This window comes from Lentzea kentuckyensis (genome assembly GCF_002150765.1).
Taxonomy (GTDB): domain Bacteria; phylum Actinomycetota; class Actinomycetes; order Mycobacteriales; family Pseudonocardiaceae; genus Lentzea; species Lentzea kentuckyensis.
In genome coordinates this window covers 1-18,174 of sequence record NZ_MUYM01000168.1, presented here as the reverse complement: position 1 = coordinate 18,174, position 18,174 = coordinate 1, and the positions used below count along the sequence as shown (strand labels likewise).

Annotated in this window: 21 protein-coding genes; 10 read left to right on the top strand and 11 right to left on the bottom strand. The window is 67.5% G+C overall.

The genetic code is table 11. The features are described from left to right. Nucleotides 1-100 precede the first annotated feature (100 nt). Nucleotides 101-1,027 (top strand): ABC transporter permease, encoded by a 927-nt coding sequence (locus tag B0F77_RS44830; protein WP_086669156.1) that lies wholly within the window; start codon nt 101-103, stop codon nt 1,025-1,027. Here B0F77_RS44830 and B0F77_RS44825 read toward each other — a convergent pair. Then, on the bottom strand, nt 1,020-1,412 hold the full coding sequence (locus tag B0F77_RS44825) for a VOC family protein (protein WP_086669173.1): 393 nt from the start codon (nt 1,410-1,412) through the stop codon (nt 1,020-1,022). The genes B0F77_RS44830 and B0F77_RS44825 overlap by 8 nt on opposite strands. A gap of 56 nt (nt 1,413-1,468) precedes the next feature. Here B0F77_RS44825 and B0F77_RS44820 point away from each other — a divergent pair, with 56 nt between their 5' ends. Next, nucleotides 1,469-1,849 carry a VOC family protein gene (locus tag B0F77_RS44820; RefSeq protein ID WP_086669155.1) on the top strand — a complete coding sequence of 127 codons (381 nt, stop codon included), beginning with the start codon at nt 1,469-1,471 and terminating at the stop codon, nt 1,847-1,849. On the opposite strand, the gene B0F77_RS44815 is transcribed toward B0F77_RS44820, so the two are convergent. From B0F77_RS44815 to B0F77_RS44795, 5 genes are all read right to left on the bottom strand, one after another. Further along, nucleotides 1,846-2,190 (bottom strand): MmcQ/YjbR family DNA-binding protein, encoded by a 345-nt coding sequence (locus tag B0F77_RS44815; RefSeq protein ID WP_086669154.1) that lies wholly within the window; start codon nt 2,188-2,190, stop codon nt 1,846-1,848. The two genes, B0F77_RS44820 and B0F77_RS44815, sit on opposite strands and share 4 nt — an antisense overlap. 7 nt (nt 2,191-2,197) lie before the next feature. After that, entirely contained in the window at nt 2,198-2,629 is a 432-nt protein-coding gene (locus tag B0F77_RS44810) for a MarR family winged helix-turn-helix transcriptional regulator (RefSeq protein WP_342746914.1), read from the bottom strand. 67 nt (nt 2,630-2,696) lie between these two features. Continuing rightward, entirely contained in the window at nt 2,697-3,149 is a 453-nt protein-coding gene (locus B0F77_RS44805) for a hypothetical protein (protein ID WP_086669152.1), read from the bottom strand. Between the two features lie 370 nt (nt 3,150-3,519). Beyond that, complete coding sequence (gene uvrB / locus B0F77_RS44800; protein ID WP_169731074.1) at nt 3,520-5,682, bottom strand: excinuclease ABC subunit UvrB; 2,163 nt, start codon at nt 5,680-5,682, stop codon at nt 3,520-3,522. Nucleotides 5,683-5,737: 55 nt separating this feature from the next. Further along, the gene (locus B0F77_RS44795; RefSeq protein ID WP_086669150.1) at nt 5,738-6,850 is read right to left on the bottom strand and encodes a DUF5685 family protein; all 1,113 of its coding nucleotides are present in this window, start codon (nt 6,848-6,850) and stop codon (nt 5,738-5,740) included. Between the two features lie 50 nt (nt 6,851-6,900). On the opposite strand from B0F77_RS44795, the gene B0F77_RS44790 reads away from it, so the two are divergent. Both B0F77_RS44790 and B0F77_RS44785 read left to right on the top strand, forming a co-directional pair. Beyond that, the gene (locus B0F77_RS44790) at nt 6,901-7,410 is read left to right on the top strand and encodes a ribonuclease FAU-1 family protein (protein WP_086669171.1); all 510 of its coding nucleotides are present in this window, start codon (nt 6,901-6,903) and stop codon (nt 7,408-7,410) included. 88 nt (nt 7,411-7,498) lie between these two features. Next, a complete protein-coding gene (locus B0F77_RS44785; protein WP_086669172.1) occupies nt 7,499-8,017 on the top strand; it encodes a ribonuclease FAU-1 family protein in 519 nt (172 codons plus the stop codon). On the opposite strand, the gene coaE is transcribed toward B0F77_RS44785, so the two are convergent. Next, nucleotides 7,993-9,141, bottom strand: a complete 1,149-nt coding sequence (gene coaE / locus B0F77_RS44780) for a dephospho-CoA kinase (protein ID WP_086669149.1) — start codon at nt 9,139-9,141, stop codon at nt 7,993-7,995. The two genes, B0F77_RS44785 and coaE, sit on opposite strands and share 25 nt — an antisense overlap. A 10-nt stretch (nt 9,142-9,151) precedes the next feature. Continuing rightward, the gene (locus B0F77_RS44775) at nt 9,152-9,568 is read right to left on the bottom strand and encodes a hypothetical protein (RefSeq protein WP_245849479.1); all 417 of its coding nucleotides are present in this window, start codon (nt 9,566-9,568) and stop codon (nt 9,152-9,154) included. On the opposite strand from B0F77_RS44775, the gene B0F77_RS50665 reads away from it, so the two are divergent. Further along, on the top strand, nt 9,567-9,689 hold the full coding sequence (locus tag B0F77_RS50665) for a hypothetical protein (protein ID WP_281252623.1): 123 nt from the start codon (nt 9,567-9,569) through the stop codon (nt 9,687-9,689). The genes B0F77_RS44775 and B0F77_RS50665 overlap by 2 nt on opposite strands. 208 nt (nt 9,690-9,897) lie before the next feature. Here the strand turns inward: B0F77_RS50665 and B0F77_RS47530 are convergent, their stop codons facing one another. Both B0F77_RS47530 and rpsA read right to left on the bottom strand, forming a co-directional pair. After that, nucleotides 9,898-10,809, bottom strand: coding sequence for a PDDEXK family nuclease (locus B0F77_RS47530; protein ID WP_143467256.1), 912 nt, complete (start codon nt 10,807-10,809; stop codon nt 9,898-9,900). A gap of 210 nt (nt 10,810-11,019) precedes the next feature. Then, nucleotides 11,020-12,510 (bottom strand): 30S ribosomal protein S1, encoded by a 1,491-nt coding sequence (rpsA, locus tag B0F77_RS44765; RefSeq protein WP_086669146.1) that lies wholly within the window; start codon nt 12,508-12,510, stop codon nt 11,020-11,022. Between the two features lie 179 nt (nt 12,511-12,689). Here rpsA and B0F77_RS44760 point away from each other — a divergent pair, with 179 nt between their 5' ends. The 5 genes from B0F77_RS44760 (at nt 12,690) to B0F77_RS44740 (ending at nt 17,657) form a co-directional block, all read left to right on the top strand. Further along, a complete protein-coding gene (locus B0F77_RS44760; RefSeq protein WP_086669145.1) occupies nt 12,690-13,523 on the top strand; it encodes a class I SAM-dependent methyltransferase in 834 nt (277 codons plus the stop codon). Between the two features lie 11 nt (nt 13,524-13,534). Further along, complete coding sequence (locus B0F77_RS44755) at nt 13,535-14,455, top strand: GNAT family N-acetyltransferase (protein WP_086669144.1); 921 nt, start codon at nt 13,535-13,537, stop codon at nt 14,453-14,455. 78 nt (nt 14,456-14,533) lie between these two features. Beyond that, nucleotides 14,534-15,163 (top strand): P-loop NTPase family protein, encoded by a 630-nt coding sequence (locus B0F77_RS44750; protein WP_086669143.1) that lies wholly within the window; start codon nt 14,534-14,536, stop codon nt 15,161-15,163. Then, nucleotides 15,160-17,085, top strand: coding sequence for a YhgE/Pip domain-containing protein (locus B0F77_RS44745; RefSeq protein ID WP_086669142.1), 1,926 nt, complete (start codon nt 15,160-15,162; stop codon nt 17,083-17,085). The genes B0F77_RS44750 and B0F77_RS44745 overlap by 4 nt, the downstream gene beginning before the upstream one ends. After that, nucleotides 17,082-17,657 (top strand): TetR/AcrR family transcriptional regulator, encoded by a 576-nt coding sequence (locus tag B0F77_RS44740; RefSeq protein WP_169731073.1) that lies wholly within the window; start codon nt 17,082-17,084, stop codon nt 17,655-17,657. The genes B0F77_RS44745 and B0F77_RS44740 overlap by 4 nt, the downstream gene beginning before the upstream one ends. Here B0F77_RS44740 and B0F77_RS44735 read toward each other — a convergent pair. Beyond that, the coding region (locus B0F77_RS44735; RefSeq protein ID WP_211294357.1) for a hypothetical protein at nt 17,654-18,174 on the bottom strand (521 nt) is incomplete at its 5' end. The genes B0F77_RS44740 and B0F77_RS44735 overlap by 4 nt on opposite strands.

Here is an 18,174-nt window from a genome sequence, read left to right as displayed (position 1 = left end):
CCGCAGAGCACGCCCCGGCGCGCGTTTCGCCCACGGTGAAACCCGTCCTCACCGCGAACCCGAACCGCACGAAGGCGCCCGCACGGCAGGAGGTGAACCGGTGAACGAGCACGACGTCCACACCGACCCCGGCGCGATCACCGAGCTCACCGACGCGGCCGCCCACCAGCGCACCGAGGTGGCCCCCGACGGCTCGGCGATCGGCTACAAGGCGCGGAAGACGCTGCGCATCCGGGTGGAGCTGCAACGGCAGATCCGTCGCAGGAGGACTCAGCTCGTGCTGGGCTTCCTGGTGCTGCTGCCGTTCATCCTCGCGCTGAGCTTCGAGATCGGTCAGTCCGACCCGAACCGCCGCTCCGGCGGCTTCGTCGACCTCGCCACCGCCAGCGGCATCAACTTCGTGGTGCTCACGCTGTTCGTGAGCGGCAGCTTCCTGCTGCCGATGATCGTGGCGCTGTTCTTCGGCGACACGATCGCGTCCGAAGCGTCCTGGTCGAGCCTCAAGTACCTGCTGGCCGCACCGATCCCCCGGCACCGGCTGCTGCGGCAGAAGGCGATCAGCAGCGGCATCCTCAGCTTCTTCGCCCTCGCCCTGCTTCCCGCGGTGGCGCTGGCAGTCGGCGTCGCCTGGTACGGCGCGGGCGAGGTCGTGAGCCCCACCGGCGAAGCGGCCCCGTTCGGCGACGGCGTGCTCGGGGTGGCGCTGGCGGTCTGCTACATCGCGATCAACCTGTTCTGGGTAGCGGGCCTCGCGATGTTCCTGTCCGTGTCCACCGACGCACCGCTCGGCGCGGTCGGCGGCACGGTGCTCGTCTCGATCCTGTCGCAGATCCTCGACCAGATCCAGCCGCTCGAGGACCTGCGCAACTACCTGCCGACGCACTACGCGATGGCGTGGGTCGACCTGCTCTCGACCGACATCGACTGGTCGGAGATGGCCCGCGGCACGTTCTCCGCGCTCGTCTACGGCGGCGTCTTCACACTGCTCGCGGCACGTCAGTTCAAGACGAAGGACATCACTAGCTGACGCAGAACTCGTTCCCCTCGGGGTCGAGCAGCACGACCCAGTGGCCCGTCTGGTCGTTGTGTTCACGCACGCGCGTGGCACCCAACCCGACCAGGCGGTCCACTGCGTCGAGGCCCGTGCGGAGGTCGAGGTGCATGCGGTTCTTCGCGGTCTTGCCCTCGGGCACGCGCTGGAACAGGAACCGCGGTCCCTTGCCGTCCGGGTCGATCAGCGCCGCGTAGTCGTCGGCGGAGTCGAACGGGATGTTGTTCTTGATCGCGAACTCCTCCCAGGTGGCGAACCCGGGAGGCGGCGGCTGGTGGACGTACCCGAGCGCCTGCGCCCAGAAGTCGGCGAGTTTGGGCGGGTTGTTCGCGTCGAAGGAGACCTGGAATTCGGTAGCCATGACGCCACCGTAGAAGCCAATGCGGACAACCACTGTCCGGAGTAGCGTGCCGTCTCATGTCACGTCCTGTGCACTTCGAGATCCACGCCGCAGATCCCGAGCGAGCGCGGAACTTCTACAGCTCAGTCTTCGGCTGGAAGATCGAGCAGTGGGGCGACATCCCCTACTGGATCATCACCACCGGCGACGACGACCAGCCCGGCGTCAACGGCGGCCTGCTGCCACGCCGCGGCCCCGATCCCGCACCCGACGCACCCGTCCACGGCTTCGTCATGACGATCAGCGTCGTCGACATCGACGCCACCATCGCGGCCATCGAGGTCGGCGGCGGCACGGTGGCGCTGCCCAAGGACAAGATGCCCGGCGTCGGTCTGCTCGCCTACTACAAGGACACCGAGGGCAACATCTTCGGCATCCTGCAGCCCGAGGAGCGTTAAGGACGCTTGCTCTTCGGCAACCGCTCGACGACGGCCTCATAGGAGCCGTCGACCAGCTCCAGCAGGTCGTCGTCGGGCACCGAACCCTTGAGCGCCACGGTGTTCCAGCCGTAGCGACCGACATAGCCGCTGACGGTGATGTCGTCCGGAAAACGCTCTCGCCACGGCGCGGCAGCCTCAGCGTCGGCACCGCACTTGAGCCCGACGGTGTGCCCGTCCAGCCCGATGAACGCGAACGCCTTGCCACCCACCTTGCACACCAACTCGGCGTCGCCCCACGGATACGTCTCCTCCGCGCCCGGCTTCCCTGCGCAGTAGGCGATCAGCTCGTCCAGTGTCACGACAGGATTATCGCCCGCCGAACACGGCGACGAAACGCGTGAGCAGTTGCGCGAACGCCGCCCGCTCCTCGTCGCTCCAGTCCGCCATCGCCGTCGCGCACGCCGCCTGCCGCGCCCGGTGCAACTCCGCCGATGTGGCGCGCCCACGCGGCGTGCGGACGAGCAACACACGTCGCCCGTCCGCCTTGTCCGCGACCCGCGACACCAACCCGGAGTCGACCGCGCTCGTGACGAGTTTGCTGGCACGCGGCTGATCGACGTGCAACGCCGAAGCCACACTGGACACAGTCGCCTGTGTACCCGTGCGCTCAGCCGTCTCGACGACATCGAGCACGTCAAACGCCGGTACGGCCAGCTCAGCGAGCGCTCGACGTGACTGACTGCGCCGCATCGCTATGAGAGCCTGCTCCACCGCGGCGAGGTGGGAGTCCACGTTCACCCCGAGATCATTGCCGTCCTGCGCCGTGACGAAAGCTGTCAGCCGACATCTCACCCCAGAGGGCGATTTATGCCGTGAGCGCGCATGGGGTCGTCTGCTCAACGGAGTTACCCGCCGCATCCACCACCTTAACTTTGAGCGACACGAACTCCGCCCCCCGATGCGGCACCACGTTCACGTCCACCGGAAACACCCGGCACCCGCCCGGCGCCCGGTCCAGATCGTCGAACGCCCCGGAAATCCGCACAGCAGGCACCGGCAGGTACACGTTCCCCTCGGTCCTCCCCGACCCGAACTCGAACCGAACCGGCGCCTCAGCCAACCCGGAGAAGTCAGCGAACACCCCTTCGCTCTCCGCGAGCACCTCACCCTCCACAGTGGACAACCGTTCAAGTGTGCTCACGATCCCATGAGCCAACGCGTCCACCGAGTACTCACCCGACGCCAGCCGCAACCGCGCAACCCCACCCACCGTCACCGCCAACTCGAACAAGTCGCCGCGCTGCCCAGGAACACGCACGCCGACAGGAGCAACACCTCGTCACGCCCAGCCCCAGGCAAAACGGTGACCTGATCCCCTTGCACAGCAACACGATCGCCCGACCCAAGCGTAACGATCCTGGCCGCGGCAGCCACCCGCGAATCGCTAGACGGCAGTCGCTCAGCCCCAGCCGCCGGAGCCAGCACCGACCAGGCAGTGCAGCGGCGAGTGCGCGAGATCGACCCTGGCCGGGAACCGCTTACCGTCGAGCACCACACAGCCGAAGCCAACAAGTCCGAAGGCCACGCGACGGGGAGTGTCGGGGGCCAGGGGGCAGAGCCCCCACCCCACCCACTCAAAACAACACGCCCCACGCAAGGCAACCACCCTCAAACCCGCGACGGTCCAATCACTTGACCCCAGCCGCGTCCATCCCCCGCAGCTCCTTCTTCAAATCCTGAATCTCATCCCTCAACCGAGCCGCCAACTCGAACTGCAACTCCCGAGCCGCGTTCATCATCTGATCGGTCAACGACTGCACCAGATCAGCCAGCTCGGACCGGGCCATCCCAGAGCGCTCATGCGCCTGCAGAACCCCAGCCGACCGGCCCCCCTCGCCGGTAGCCCGCTTCCCCCGAGACTGATTCCGCCCAGATCCCCCAACCGGAACCTCGTCCTCGATCTCGGAGTAGACAGCCTCCAGAATGTCCGTGATCTTCTTCCGCAACGGCTGCGGGTCAATCCCCCGCTCGACGTTGTAGGCGACCTGCTTCTCCCGCCGCCGGTTGGTCTCCTCAATCGCATGCCGCATCGAATCCGTGATCCGGTCCGCGTACATGTGGACCTCACCAGACACATTGCGAGCGGCACGACCGATCGTCTGCACCAGCGAGGTTCCCGACCGCAGGAAGCCTTCCTTGTCGGCGTCCAGGATCGCGACCAACGACACCTCGGGAAGGTCCAACCCCTCCCGGAGCAGGTTGATACCGATCAGCACGTCGAACTCGCCGAGACGAAGCTGCCGCAGCAACTCCACCCGGCGCAACGTGTCGACCTCGGAGTGCAGGTACCGGACCCGGATCCCCAGCTCCAGCAGGTAGTCCGTCAGGTCCTCTGCCATCTTCTTGGTCAGCGTCGTGACCAGGACCCGCTCGTCGCGCTCGGCGCGCTCCCGGATCGAGTGCACCAGGTCGTCGATCTGGCCCTCGGTCGGCTTCACGACGACCTCGGGGTCGACCAGACCGGTAGGTCGGATCACCTGCTCGACGAACTCACCACCGGCCTGCCCCAGCTCGTACGGCCCCGGAGTCGCGGACAGGTAGACGACCTGGCCGATCCGGTCGGCGAACTCCTCCCAGGTCAGCGGGCGGTTGTCGAGCGCCGACGGCAACCGGAACCCGTGCTCGACGAGGTTTCGCTTGCGGGACGCGTCGCCCTCGTACATGCCACCGATCTGCGGCACGGTCACGTGCGACTCGTCGATGACCATCAGGAAGTCGTCCGGGAAGTAGTCGAGCAGCGTGGCCGGCGCCGTGCCCGCGCCGCGGCCGTCGATGTGCCGGGAGTAGTTCTCGATGCCGTTGCAGAACCCGACCTGACGCATCATCTCGATGTCGTAGGACGTGCGCATGCGCAGGCGCTGCGCCTCCAGCAGCTTGCCCTGGCGCTCCATCTGGGCCAGCGTCGTCTCCAGCTCGGCCTCGATGTCGCGGATGGCCCGCTCCATCCGCTCCGGGCCGGCGACGTAGTGCGTGGCCGGGAAGATGCGGAGGTCGGACACCTCGCGGACGATGTCGCCGGTCAGCGGGTGCAGGTAGTAGAGCTTGTCGATCTCGTCGCCGAAGAACTCGACGCGGACGGCGAGCTCCTCGTAGGACGGGATGATCTCGACCGTGTCGCCGCGCACGCGGAACGAGCCGCGGGTGAACGACATGTCGTTGCGGGTGTACTGGACGTCGACCAGCAGGCGCAGGAACGCGTCGCGGTCGACCTCCACGCCCGTTTCCAGCCTGATCGAGCGGTCGAGGTACGACTGGGGCGTGCCCAGGCCGTAGATGCACGACACCGAGGCGACCACGATGACGTCGCGCCGGGTGAGCAGCGACATCGTGGCGGAGTGGCGCAGGCGCTCGACGTCCTCGTTGATCGAGGAGTCCTTCTCGATGTACGTGTCCGTCTGCGGGATGTACGCCTCTGGCTGGTAGTAGTCGTAGTAGCTGACGAAGTACTCGACCGCGTTGTGCGGGAAGAGCTCCTTCAGCTCGTTCGCCAGCTGGGCGGCCAGCGTCTTGTTCGGCGCCATGACCAGCGTGGGGCGCTGCAGCCGTTCGACCAGCCACGCCGTGGTCGCCGACTTGCCGGTACCGGTGGCGCCGAGCAGCACCACGTCGCGCTCGCCGGTGCGCACGCGGCGTTCCAGCTCGTCGATGGCCGCGGGCTGGTCACCGGCCGGCTGGTACTCGCTGACCACGCGGAACTGCCCGTCGCTGCGGACGATGTCGCCGACGGGACGGTGCTCGGAGTGCGCCTTGACGGTGCTCTCCTCTGGCGGGAGCTCGGTTGCGAAAGCCACGGGAAGCACGTTACGCCGGGGGTCTGACAATTTCAGATCGGCCCTGGTCAGGCCCCTAATCGCAGGGGCAGCAACAGCAGTCGCACTTGCAGCAGTCGAAGCAGCTGCCGCAGTCACCGCAGTCGCAGTCGCACGGGTTGTTCCGCCACTTGTCGCTCCACGGGCCCGGGAACGGATCGCGGCAGCAGAACTGGCAGGTCCCGCACATGTAGAGGAACGCGCCGCATCCCTCCAGGAACCCGCGCGGCCGCGGCTCGTAAGTCAGCCTCGGATACGCCCACGGCCCGCTGCCGGGATCCACCGGGGTGCGCCTGCCGTCGTCGTGCCGATCCCGGCCGAACACCCGGATGATCGACTCGTCCAGCTCGTGCACCAGCAGCTTGTGCACGAGCCGCGCGTCGGTGAACTCGACCTCGTCCAGCGCCAGCCTGACCCCCGTCGCCGCGTCCAGGCAGAGCCGATGCGCCTCGGGAACCGATGTCCCCGTGGCGAGCAACGGGTTCCACGCACCCGAAGAGCGGTCCTCCTCCAGGTCCTCGACGGCGTCGATCAGATGCGCGACGCGTCCGAACATGCGCCCCGCCTCGCGCAACGGCTCGGCGTTCGCCGGCCTTCCCACGAGCAACGCCGTCTGTGCGAAGGCGAACCCGGTCGCCGCCTCCGTCGGCTCGGTGACCACGAGCACCGAACTGCCGAGCCCTGCCGCAGCCTCGATCAGTGGCTGCCGCCGCACCGAGTCGATCATCACCGACGCGTCGAACCCGAGATCGGACGCCGTGGTGAGCCCCTTGGCGGCCCAGCGCCGCGCCACCGCCCGTCCCGCCCAGCCGGCCTTCCCGGCCAGCCCGTCACCGTCGTCCACGTGGTCCTGGATCTTCAACGACGCCAGCACCAGCGACACCGACGCCGCCAGCCGCGCGCCGGACCCGATCGCCACGTCCGCGGACTTCATCCCGCGCAACGCGCACGGCCCGGCGGACCGCCGCGACGGACCGCTCTGCGCCTCGACGATCGCCGAGATCAGGAGCCCGTCGTAGTTGGTGACGAGCCGCGCGAGGTGACCGTGCTCGTCGCGCAACGACAGACACATCCCGCACAGGTGAGAGAGCCACGACGACCGCAGCTCAGCGCCCAATCTGTTGCGGCAGGGGCGGATGATCCCGAACATGCGGCGCATCCTAAGTGGCCGTCTCAGGTTTCGATGGCAGTATCGGCCACGTGGCACACATCCATCCGCCGAAGATCGAGTACTTCGACCTGGACGCCAAGAGCAACACAGATCCCAAGGGGCTGTTGAGAAGCGTCGACGAGTACCGGCTCACCCCGACCGGCCTCTACATGTTCCGGCCGCTCGCCGGGCACCCGAAGATCAGCCACTTCGAGAGCTGGTTCGTGCCCAAGCTCAACGTCCGGGTCACACGCCAGTCCTGGCACCCCGGGCACGAGCTCGACTTCGACCACTACGTCGACGTCGTGGAGATCTCCGCGGTCGGCAGCGTCTGGAAAACCACCGATCTGTACCTCGATCTGATCGTCCGGACGGGGCACAGCACGATCGTTCTGGACACCGACGAGTTGATCTCCGCAGTTCAGCACAACCTGATCACTCCGGAACGCGCGCAGTGGGCGCTGGAAACCACCTACTCGGCGGTGTCCGGCATTTCAGCGCACGGTCACGATGTCGTCAGGTGGCTCACCTCTTCGGGTTGTCCCACCTCCTGGCGTTGATACACAGAGTGTGTTCGTCATCTGACCGTGACGTAACGAATCGACCCGAGGTGTAACTCCGAGCACATATTTGACTACCCTCGGCGTCGTGGGAGCGGTCACTACACCTCAGCTGGTCGATGTCGTCGACACCATTTCCGGAGTGCGAACCTATTCGTCCGGCGGCTCGCGAACTCTCAGTTCGTGCGATGTCGAACGGTGGGGCCTGCGGATCCAACATCCCACGCCGGAGGACCCGTTCTCGGACGCCGAGGTCACCTGGCTGATGCCCGAACTGGGCGTGCGCCTGACGACCTACCGCGCCCGCTCCCGGCACGCCCGCAGCGGCCCGAGCGTGCTGTCCGCGGTGCGCGTCGAACGCGACCACCGCCACTGGCAGACCACGGACCTGTTGCTGGGCCTGGCAGTTCCCGGCGGCACCACGGCCCGCATCGTGCGCAGCGAGGAGTTCGCCGCCGCCGTCGCCGGCCGCGTGCTGCGACCGGGCGACGCCGACCAGGCGCTGCGCACCGTCCACCGCACCCTCGAAGAGCTCAGCAACGTCAACCACAACCTCACCTCGTGGCTGACGTGGCACGGCATCTACGACGCCTGGCCGCCCCTGTAGGCCTCGACGCGCGCGACGGCCGACTCCATGAACGGTTCCTTCGCCTCCCCGTAGGCAAACCCGTTGGCGTCGGCCGCGAACCGCTGGGACAGCTCGAGCTTCACCTCCGCGTACTCCTCACGAGCCTGCGCGTCGTGCCGCAACCAGTCGCGGAAATCGACCGCCCACCGCCAGTTGGCCGCCCCCTCCATCCGCAGGTGCAGGTTCACCCGCCGCCCCGGATCCGCCCCGGCGTGCAGCCGCTTGCTCCACTCGCCCTCACCGCGCGGCGTGTCCTCGTACGGCCCGACATACGGGAACCCGGCCTGTGCCAACGTTTCCCGCAACCCGTCCGCGGCCGCCATGTCCTCGACCGCGAGCTGGAAGTCCAGCACGTCCTTGGCCGCGAGCCCCGGCACCGAAGTGGACCCGATGTGCTCCACGTGCCGCCCGCCGGCCGCCACACTGATCCGCCGAGCAATCCGCCGCGCCTGCGCGGGCCACCGTTCGTCGTAAGGCACCACGATCGGCGAACCGGACGCGTAAGACTGCGTCCGCACGTTCTTCTCGAACCCCACGAGCCGATCCCACAACGCCGTGACGTCCGGAACCTCACCGGAGTTGTCCAGCCACACGTCCGCAACGGCCCGGCGCTGCTCGTCCGTGGCCTGCGCGGCAATCCGGTTCTCGGCGTCCTGCCGATCCATGCCACGACTGGTGACCAACCGCCCCAACCGCTTGGCCGAGTCCGCGTACACCACGATCACCAGGTGGTACGCCGCCGCCATGTCCCGCTCCACCAGCAACGGAATGTCGTGCACCACGATGGCGTCCTCAGGCGCCTCGGCCATCCGCTGCCCGGTCAACGCCCCGATGCGCGGATGCGTGATCCCGTTGAGCGTCTGCCGAGCCTCCTCGCTGGCGAACGCCTTGGCCGCCAACGCCGCCCGATCCAACGTGCCGTCGTCGTTCAACACGTCCGCACCGAACGCCTTCGCAACCTCCTTGAGCCCGTCACTGCCAGGCTCCAGCACCTCACGCGCGAGCTTGTCCGCATCGATGACGACCGCGCCGTTCTCCGCGAGCAGCCTGGCCACCGTCGACTTGCCGGACCCGATTCCCCCGGTCAACCCCACCCTGAGCATGCCGCACAGGTTAGACGGGCGGTGTCATCGACTGCTGGGCGAGCACCGGCAGAATCGCCACGAGCTTGGCCTGCGGGATGAAGTTGTTGCGGTTGCGCACCACGTACGTCGACTTGCCGAGAGACCCGATGAGCAACTGCTCGTCCTTGCCCTCGATCAACGTCCCCTTCTGCTTCCCAACATCAACCTCGGTGACCTTGGCCCCATCCGCCCGCTCGGCCTCAACGCTCTCAGCGACCCGAGTACGAGCAGTCAACTCGTCCGTGTAAGTCGACAACCCGATGATGATCTTCGCGTCCGGCAGGTTCTTCTTCTCGGGAATCCCGTAGTAACAATCGATCTTCCCGGTCCGCCCGATCCCAGGCTCCTTGATCCCGATGATGATCCGCGGCTCCCCAGGCAACTCCTGCCCCAGCGTCGCGTTCATGACCTCAACCGGCACCACGAGCTCACAGTCGTCCGGCAACGCGGGCCGATCCACCATCACCGGAATCCGCGACGGCGTGGTAGGCGGCGTGATCCTCGGAATCTGCGGCGGCGGCGCCTGAGTCTGCGGAACCGCAGGCGAACAGGCAACGCAAACCGCCAGCGCAACCACGCCAAATACCACGAAGATCCTGTTCCCACGCATAGGTTTGTCAACCTACACAACGGGCTCAGCCCTCCACCACAGAGTGAACGGGTGGCGCACCATGTCGTGGCCCAGCGTCCGGTCGCGGCGTCTGCAAGTACCACCAACTCATGATCAAACCGCCGCTAACTACCCCCAACTCCTCTGGCGTTCAAGCCTCGCCGCACCGCAGCCACGAACCCGTCCGGATCGTGCATCACGTCCCACCACGTGAATCTGAGCAGCGTCCAACCGAGTTGCAGCAGGCGGTTCTGCCTCTGCCGATCGTGGTACAACGCGCGCGGCGCGTTGTGCACGGCAACGCCGTCGAACTCCAGACCGAGTCGACACTCCGGATAGGCGGCATCAAGGCGAGCCACGAACTCGCCACCGTCGAACACCTCGTATTGAGCGACCGGCAACACAACGCCCCCGTCCTTCAGGGCAAGCCTGCCGGCGGTTTCCAGGATGGATTCGGCACGCCCGTCAGCCTCAGCTACCCGCAGCTTGGCCACACCGTCGCCTCGCCCTCCAGCGCGAGCAGACAAAGACTTCGCGATCTCATGGGGGGAGACGATCCCGCGGCGGACGGCATCGTCGATGGCCCACACCGCATTGAGCCTGGCCACGTCAGCAGACATGTCGAGCAACGATCGCACCGCGGTGGTGACGGGCACTCCATCACGAAATTCGACGTCACCGAGCGCAAGAGTCCTGCCATGACAGATCAGCTCGCGTCTCCGAATACGTCGCTCGTTGCGAGCGACGGTGACGTGCTCAGGCCATCTCCCGTCAGGTGTTGCCAGACCATGGACCCGCGCAGCCGTCTGGTGACTGGCGACAGCATCTGTCACGCCGGAACTCAGCACGGCAGCTCTTGCCAAGGCCAACGGAGCTATCTCCGGCGCTCGTCGCACATACACGCAACGTTGCACACGGCGAATTCGTCCCGTGCGCAGAGCCTTCATGATCTGGTCTGGATCCACGCCGTCGCGCAGTGCACGCTCGCGCAGGATCAATCCGTCGTGCTCGATGACATCGTCGATCCACTCGTCCATGTGCCACACAATGACCCAGCGCGACCGAGCGGTGTGACGGCACTCGTCAACCTGTGGATAACCCAGACAGTTGGTAGTAGAAAAGTGCTTGTTGATCTTGGGTTGGTGGTACTTGCAGACGCCAGAAGAGCAGAAACGACGAAGGCCCCCGCACCCAGTAGGTGCGAGGGCCTTGCGTTCAGTCAGCTACCCGAAGGAGCCGACAGCGACTCACATGCCGCCCGACAGCTTCTCGCGGAGCGCCGCGAGCTGCTCGTCGGAGGCCAGCGTGCCACCGGACTGAGCCGGCGCGCCGACCGACGTGGAAGGAGCGTCGCCACCGGAGGTGTAGTTGCCCGCACCCTCGGCCGAAGCCTCTTCCTCGGCCTCGGCGGCCTTGCGGATCTGCTTCATGTGGGCCTCGTAACGAGTGTGCGCCTCGGCGTACTGGCGCTCCCACTCCTCACGCTGCTTGTCGAAGCCGTCCTGCCACTCCTGGGTCTCCGGGTCGAAGCCCTCGGGGTAGATGTAGTTGCCCTGGTCGTCGTACTCGGCGGCCATGCCGTACTGGGTCGGGTCGAACTCGGTGTCGACCGTGAAGCCCTCGTTGGCCTGCTTGAGCGACAGCGAGATGCGGCGACGGTCGAGGTCGATGTCGATGACCTTGACCATGACGTCGTCGCCGACCTGGACGACCTGCTCCGGGATCTCCACGTGGCGCTCGGCCAGCTCGGAGATGTGGACCAGGCCCTCGATGCCCTCGTCCACGCGGACGAACGCACCGAACGGAACCAGCTTCGTGACCTTGCCCGGCACGATCTGGGAGATCGCGTGGGTGCGGGCGAACTGGCGCCACGGGTCTTCCTGGGTCGCCTTCAGCGACAGGGAGACGCGCTCGCGCTCCATGTCGACGTCGAGGACCTCGACGGTGACTTCCTGGCCGACCTCGACAACCTCGGACGGGTGGTCGATGTGCTTCCAGGACAGCTCCGAGACGTGGACGAGACCGTCGACGCCACCCAGGTCCACGAAGGCACCGAAGTTGACGATCGAGGACACGACGCCCTTGCGGACCTGGCCCTTCTGCAGCTGGTTGAGGAACTCGCTGCGGACCTCGGACTGGGTCTGCTCGAGCCAGGCGCGGCGGGACAGGACCACGTTGTTGCGGTTCTTGTCCAGCTCGATGATCTTCGCCTCGAGCTCACGGCCGACGTACGGCTGGAGGTCGCGGACGCGACGCATCTCGACGAGCGAGGCGGGGAGGAAGCCGCGGAGGCCGATGTCGAGGATGAGACCACCCTTGACGACCTCGATGACCGTGCCCTTGACGGGCTCGTCCTTCTCCTTGAGCGCCTCGATGGTGCCCCAGGCGCGCTCGTACTGAGCACGCTTCTTGGAGAGGATCAGACGGCCTTCCTTGTCCTCCTTCTGGAGAACAAGCGCCTCGACCTCGTCACCAACCTTGACAACCTCGTTGGGGTCGACGTCGTGCTTGATCGACAGTTCGCGCGAGGGGATGACGCCCTCGGTCTTGTAGCCGATGTCGAGCAGGACCTCGTCCCGGTCGACCTTGACGATGGTGCCCTCAACGATGTCGCCGTCGTTGAAGTACTTGATCGTCTTGTCGATAGCTGCGAGGAAGTCCTCCTCCGTCCCGATGTCGTTGATCGCGACCTGCTTGGGCGCAGCGGCAACGGGGGCGGTGGTGGTGTCGGTGGACATTAGGTAGGTGGCTCCGGTACGGATTGGCATCGATTGGCTGGTAGTGGTGCGCGCGCAGCGTCGCAGCGACCTGGAATCCGGCAGTTCTGGATCATGGGCAGCACTAACCCACTACGCACGCGATATCGTACGCGGCCGCGAGACGCGCAAGCAAACCAGCCCCCATGTGAAGGAGCAGTGTGTCCAACCAGCACGCGAGTGCCGAACAAGCGCTCGGCACGGCCGGCATCGTGAAGCGCGGGGCGGACGCCGCCGAGTCACGCACGGCGAACCGCATCTGGTGGGACGCGGACGCGGACGACTATCACGACACCCACGGCGACTTCCTCGGTGCGGCGGACTTCGTCTGGTGCCCGGAGGGGGTGCGCGAGGAGGAGGTCCGCTTCCTCGGTGAAGTCGCTGGTCAGACCATCCTCGAGGTCGGCGCCGGCAGTGCCCCGTGCGCCCGCTGGCTCAAGGCGAACAAGGCCGACGTCGTCGCGCTCGACATCTCCGAGGGCATGCTCCGCCACGCGCGGGAGAACAACGTCAAGACCGGCATCGACGTACCCCTCGTCCAGGCCAGCGCCGACCAGCTGCCGTTCCGGAACGACTCCTTCGACGCCGCCTGCTCGGCGTTCGGCGCCGTGCCGTTCGTCGCGAACGTGCAGGAGGTCTTCAGCGAGGTCGCCCGCGTGCTCAGGCCGGGCGCCGCCTGGGTCTTCGCGGTCAACCACCCGATGCGGTGGATCTTCCCGGACGACCCCGGCCCGCTCGGCCTCACCGTCACCCAGTCGTACTTCGACCGCACGCCCTATGTAGAGGTGGACGCCGAGGGCCACGCGACCTACGTCGAGCACCACCGCACGCTCGGCGACTACGTCCGCGCGCTCACGAACACCGGATTCGTGCTGGAAGACCTCGTCGAGCCCGAGTGGCCGAAGGGGCACACCCGCAACTGGGGCCAGTGGAGCCCGCTGCGGGGCAAGCTCTTCCCCGGCACCGCGATCTTCCGCACCCGTCTGACGTCGTAATCTCATCGTTCATGACCTCGGCACGCGGACTAGTGGCGGCCCAGTCAGCTCGTTTCGCGGCACTGGACCCGTTGCTCCCGCCCGCAGTGGAACCGCCGATGGACGGCCACGTCATCACTGCGGCGCTCGCGGACGGCGCGCGCGTCGCCGGGCTCGTCAGCCACCAGACCTTCGACCGGCACTCGACCACACGGCTGTGGTCGGCGGCGGAGGTGTGGGAGCTGCTACCGCTCGTGGGCGACACACAGGGCATGGACGCGCTCCTCACGCGGTGGCGCAGGCACCTCGACACGCAGGAGATAGGCGAGGACACGGCGTGCGTCGTGCACTGGCCGAGTCGTGACACGAGGGCCGCACGGGCGTTCCTCGACCACGGCCTGGTGCCGCTGTCCGTGCTCGGCGTCCGGCTGCGCACTCCGCAGCAGCACCTCCCCCGCACGCTCACGATCCGCCGGGCCACCCCGCACGACCTGGAGTCCGTGCTGGAGCTGTCGCTCGCGGAGCTCGAGTACTCGTCGCTCGTCGGTTCGACGATCGTCCGCCCGGAAGCGGCGGCCCTCAAACGGCGTGCGCTCGCCGAACGGCTGAACAACGCGAGCCCCATCTGGCTCGCCGAGCGCGACGGCATCGCGGTGGCGCTCGCCGAGTGCGCGATCGTGTCGTCCGAACCGGGGACGAGCGCGGCCACGAGGCTGCCACGCGGGCGCTGGGGCTATGTGAACTGTGTCTCCGTGCTGCCAGGAGCCCGCGGCGCCGGCATCGGCCAGCAGCTCGTCGCCTACGCCCACCAGGAACTTCACCGGATGGGCACGGTCGGCACCTACCTCTACTACAACCCGCCGAACCCGCTGAGCTCGGTGTTCTGGCCACGTCAGGGCTACCGGCCGCTGTGGACCGTGTGGGAAGTACGCCCCGCCTCCGCCCTTAGGTGACCTATGTCCGAGTTGCCAGGCGGCCAGGACTGCGCAAGAATTTGTACTGACCGGTCAGTTTAAACGGAGGGTAAAGCCGTGGAGATCCACGCAAGTCGCGCAGGTGTCAACGGGGGACATGGTCCCCTGCTCCGGCCGACTTCGCTGACCGTGAAGCCGGGCGAGCTGACGCTGGTCGCGGGCGAGCCCGGCACCGGCCACACCGCGTTCGGCCTGCTGCTCTCCGGCCGTATGAAGCCCTCCACGGGCACGGTGTCGCCGGACGCGAAGCTGCTGCGCAAGCAGGTCGTGCTGGTCGACGCCCCCGAGGTGAACGAGCCGGAGGACGCGCTGACCCTGGCCGCCGTCGTCGGCGAGGAGCTCGCGATGAACGGCATGCCGTCGGGCAAGAAGGCGGTGCACGACTGGTTGGTCGAGCACGCCGCCGACGAGCACGCGACCAAGCGTTTCGAGCACGTGCCACCGCACACGCGCTGCGCGGTGATGCTCGAACTGGCCTCCGTACGCCCCGGCGTCACCACGCTCGTCCTCGACTGCCCGGACCGTTACCACCCCAACCCGCGCGAGTGGTTCGCCTTGGCGCACGACTACGTGACCCCCGAACGGTCCGTGGTCGCCCTGTGCTCGAACTCCTCCGCCCACATCCTCGACATCCCGCACGCGCGCCTTGGTGAGGACAACGACACCAAGATGGAGATCACCGCATGAGCGCCCTTCGCATGGCCTTCAACGAACTTCGCCGGATCACCTCCGGCAAGCTCCCCAAGCTCGCCGTCCTGGCTCTGGCGCTCGTGCCTCTGCTGTACGCGTCGCTCTACCTGTACGCCAACAAGGATCCGTACGCGAACCTCAACCAGGTCCCCGCCGCGCTGGTGGTGAAGGACAAGGGAGCCAAGGACCTCAACGCCGGCAAGGAGGTCGCGGACGAGCTCCTCAACGGCAAGAAGTTCAACTGGCACGTCGTGGACAACCCCGCCGACGCCGACGACGGCGTGCGCAAGGGCAAGTACATCTTCGCCCTCACGCTCCCGGAGGACTTTTCCGAGGCACTTACGTCCGCGGAGCAGAACAAGCCGCGCCAAGGCGTGCTGACGCTGACGACCAACGACGCCAACAACTACCTGGGCAGCACGATCGCGAACCAGGTCGTCTCCGAGGTGCGCCGCGCCGTCACGGCGAAGGTCTCCACCGAAGCCGCCGACAAGCTGCTGCTCGGCTTCTCCACGATCCGCCAGGAGACCACCAAGGCGGCGGACGGCGCGACGAAGCTCGCCGACGGCTCCGCCCAACTGCGCAACGGCGTGAACGAGCTCGACAACGGCCAGCGCCAGCTGCTCGACGGCGCGACGCAGGCCGCGAACGGCGCCGCCCAGCTGCGCGACGGCACGCACCAGCTGCGTTCGCAGACCTCGGTCCTGCCCGACAGCACCCGCCAGCTGGCGAGCGGCGCGCGTCAGGTCTCGGACGGCAACGCGACCGCCGCGACCCAGGCCGAGGAGTACGCGAAGAAGGCCCAGGCTCTCGTCGGCGTGCTCGACCAGGCGAACGGCGACATCGCCACCCGCCTGCGGACCTTGGGTTTCACCGAGGAGCAGGTGCAGCGCGTGCTGTCCACGATCGGCCAGGTCCGCAAGCCCGTCGACGACGCCAACGGCAAGGTCCAGGGCGCCGCCGGTGATCTGCGCAAGCTCGCGAACGGTGCCGACCAGGTGGCCGACGGTGCCGAACTGCTCGCGTCGAAGATGCCCGGCCTGGTCGACGGCGTCGGCAAGCTCGACGACGGTGCGACGAAGCTCGCGGACGGCACCGCGCAGCTGCGCGACGGCGAGCAGAAGGCCGTGGACGGCACCACGAAGCTGAAGGACGGCGCGAACCAGCTCGCCGACGGCTCCGCCCAGCTGCGCGACGGCCTGACCGGTGGCGTGAACAAGATCCCGAACGCGGACGACCCGACGCGCGCCGCGATCGCGCAGGCCATCGGTGACCCGGTGGCGGTGAAGGGCCTGTCCCAGACGAAGGCCGCCACTTACGGCGCCGGCCTCGCCCCGTTCTTCCTGGGCCTGGCAACGTGGATCGGCGCGTTCGTGCTGTTCCTGCTGCTGCGCCCGCTCTCACGCCGTGCGCTGGCCGCCGGTCAGTCCGCGCTGCGCGTCGCGTTGGGCGGTTGGTTGCCGGGTGCGTTGCTCGGCATCGTGCAGGTGCTGGTGATGTTCACGGTCGTGCGGTTCGTGGTGGACATCGAGCCGTCGAACCCCGTCGGCACGTTCGGGTTCCTCGCGCTGATGTCGCTGACGTTCGTGGCGATCCTGCACGCGCTGAACGCAGCGTTCGGTGCCGTCGGCAAGTTCCTCGGCCTGATCCTGCTGATCCTGCAGCTGGTCAGCGCGGGCGGCACGTTCCCGTGGCAGACGATCCCGGTGCCGCTGTACCCGCTGCACTACGGCCTGCCGATGGGCTACGCGGTCGACGGCCTGCGCCATCTGATGTACGGCGGCGACCTCGGCAGCGTGGGCAAGGACGCATTGATCCTTCTCGCCTGGCTGGTCGGAGCCCTAGCCTTGACGTCCGTGACGGCCTACAGGCAGCGCGTGTGGACAGCTTCCAAGCTGAAGCCGGAGCTCGTGCTGTGAGCGCGCGAACGACAGCGACGAAACAGAAGCTCTTCGACGCGGCGTTGAAGCTGGTCGGCGAGCGGGGCGCGGCCTCGGTCACGGTCGACGAGATCGCCGCGGAGGCGGGCGTCGCCAAGGGCACCATCTACTACAACTTCGCCTCGAAGGACGCCCTGGTCGAGGCCCTGCTGCGGCACGGCGTGGAGATCCTCGCCGGCCGGCTGCGGTCCGCGGAGGGGTCGGAGGACTCGCTGGAGGCGCTGGTCGACCAGATGCTCGGCTTCTGGGCCGAGTACCCGGCGTTCGGCCAGCTCCTGGTGTCCGAGCTGTGGCGCACGCCGGGCCAGTGGCACGGCACTCTCTCGCTGCTGCGCGACGACATCGTCTCGATCGTGCGCGGTCAGATGAAGCGCCTGTCCGACGCGGGCCGCCTGCCGGAGGGGGTGGAGGTCGGCACCGCGTCGGCGGCGTTGTTCGGAACGTTGCTCGTGATCGCTCTCGACTGGCAGGTGTTCCAGCCGGAGCGGTCACGGACGGAGGTGCGCGACTCGGTCATGCACCTGGTGCGCGGACTCGGGCCCGGCCGTTAGAGCTCGGCCACCCGTTCGGGCTGCTGCAGGGCGGTGACCTGGGCGATCACGACCACCGCCAGCGCGGCCGCCACGACGGCCAGCACCGCGGACGTGGTCGCGACCACGCGGTAACCGGATCCACTGCCGGCGAAGACCTCGACCGTCTCGGACAACAGCATGACGAGGAACGTCCACTGCCACGGCTTGATCCACCGGCTGGGCACGCGCTGCTCGAACGGCACCTCCCGCTGAGCGAGATCGGACGCACGCCAGATGTCCGCCATCTTCTTCACCTCGCGCAACGCGATGGCGCCGGCGTTGTGCGAGGCGTTGCGGACCCAGAATCCGAACGCCACGCCGGCGAGCGCCGTCAGCAGCAGCACCGACAGGTCCCAGATCGCGTCGCGGGCGTCCGGGTTGAGCGCGGTGCCCGCCACGGACACCACTGCCACGCCCACGATCAGCGCCTGGGTCACGTGGCCGCTGACCCGGACGTCCTTCAAATCGATGAAGCCGCTGATAGGACTACCTTCCT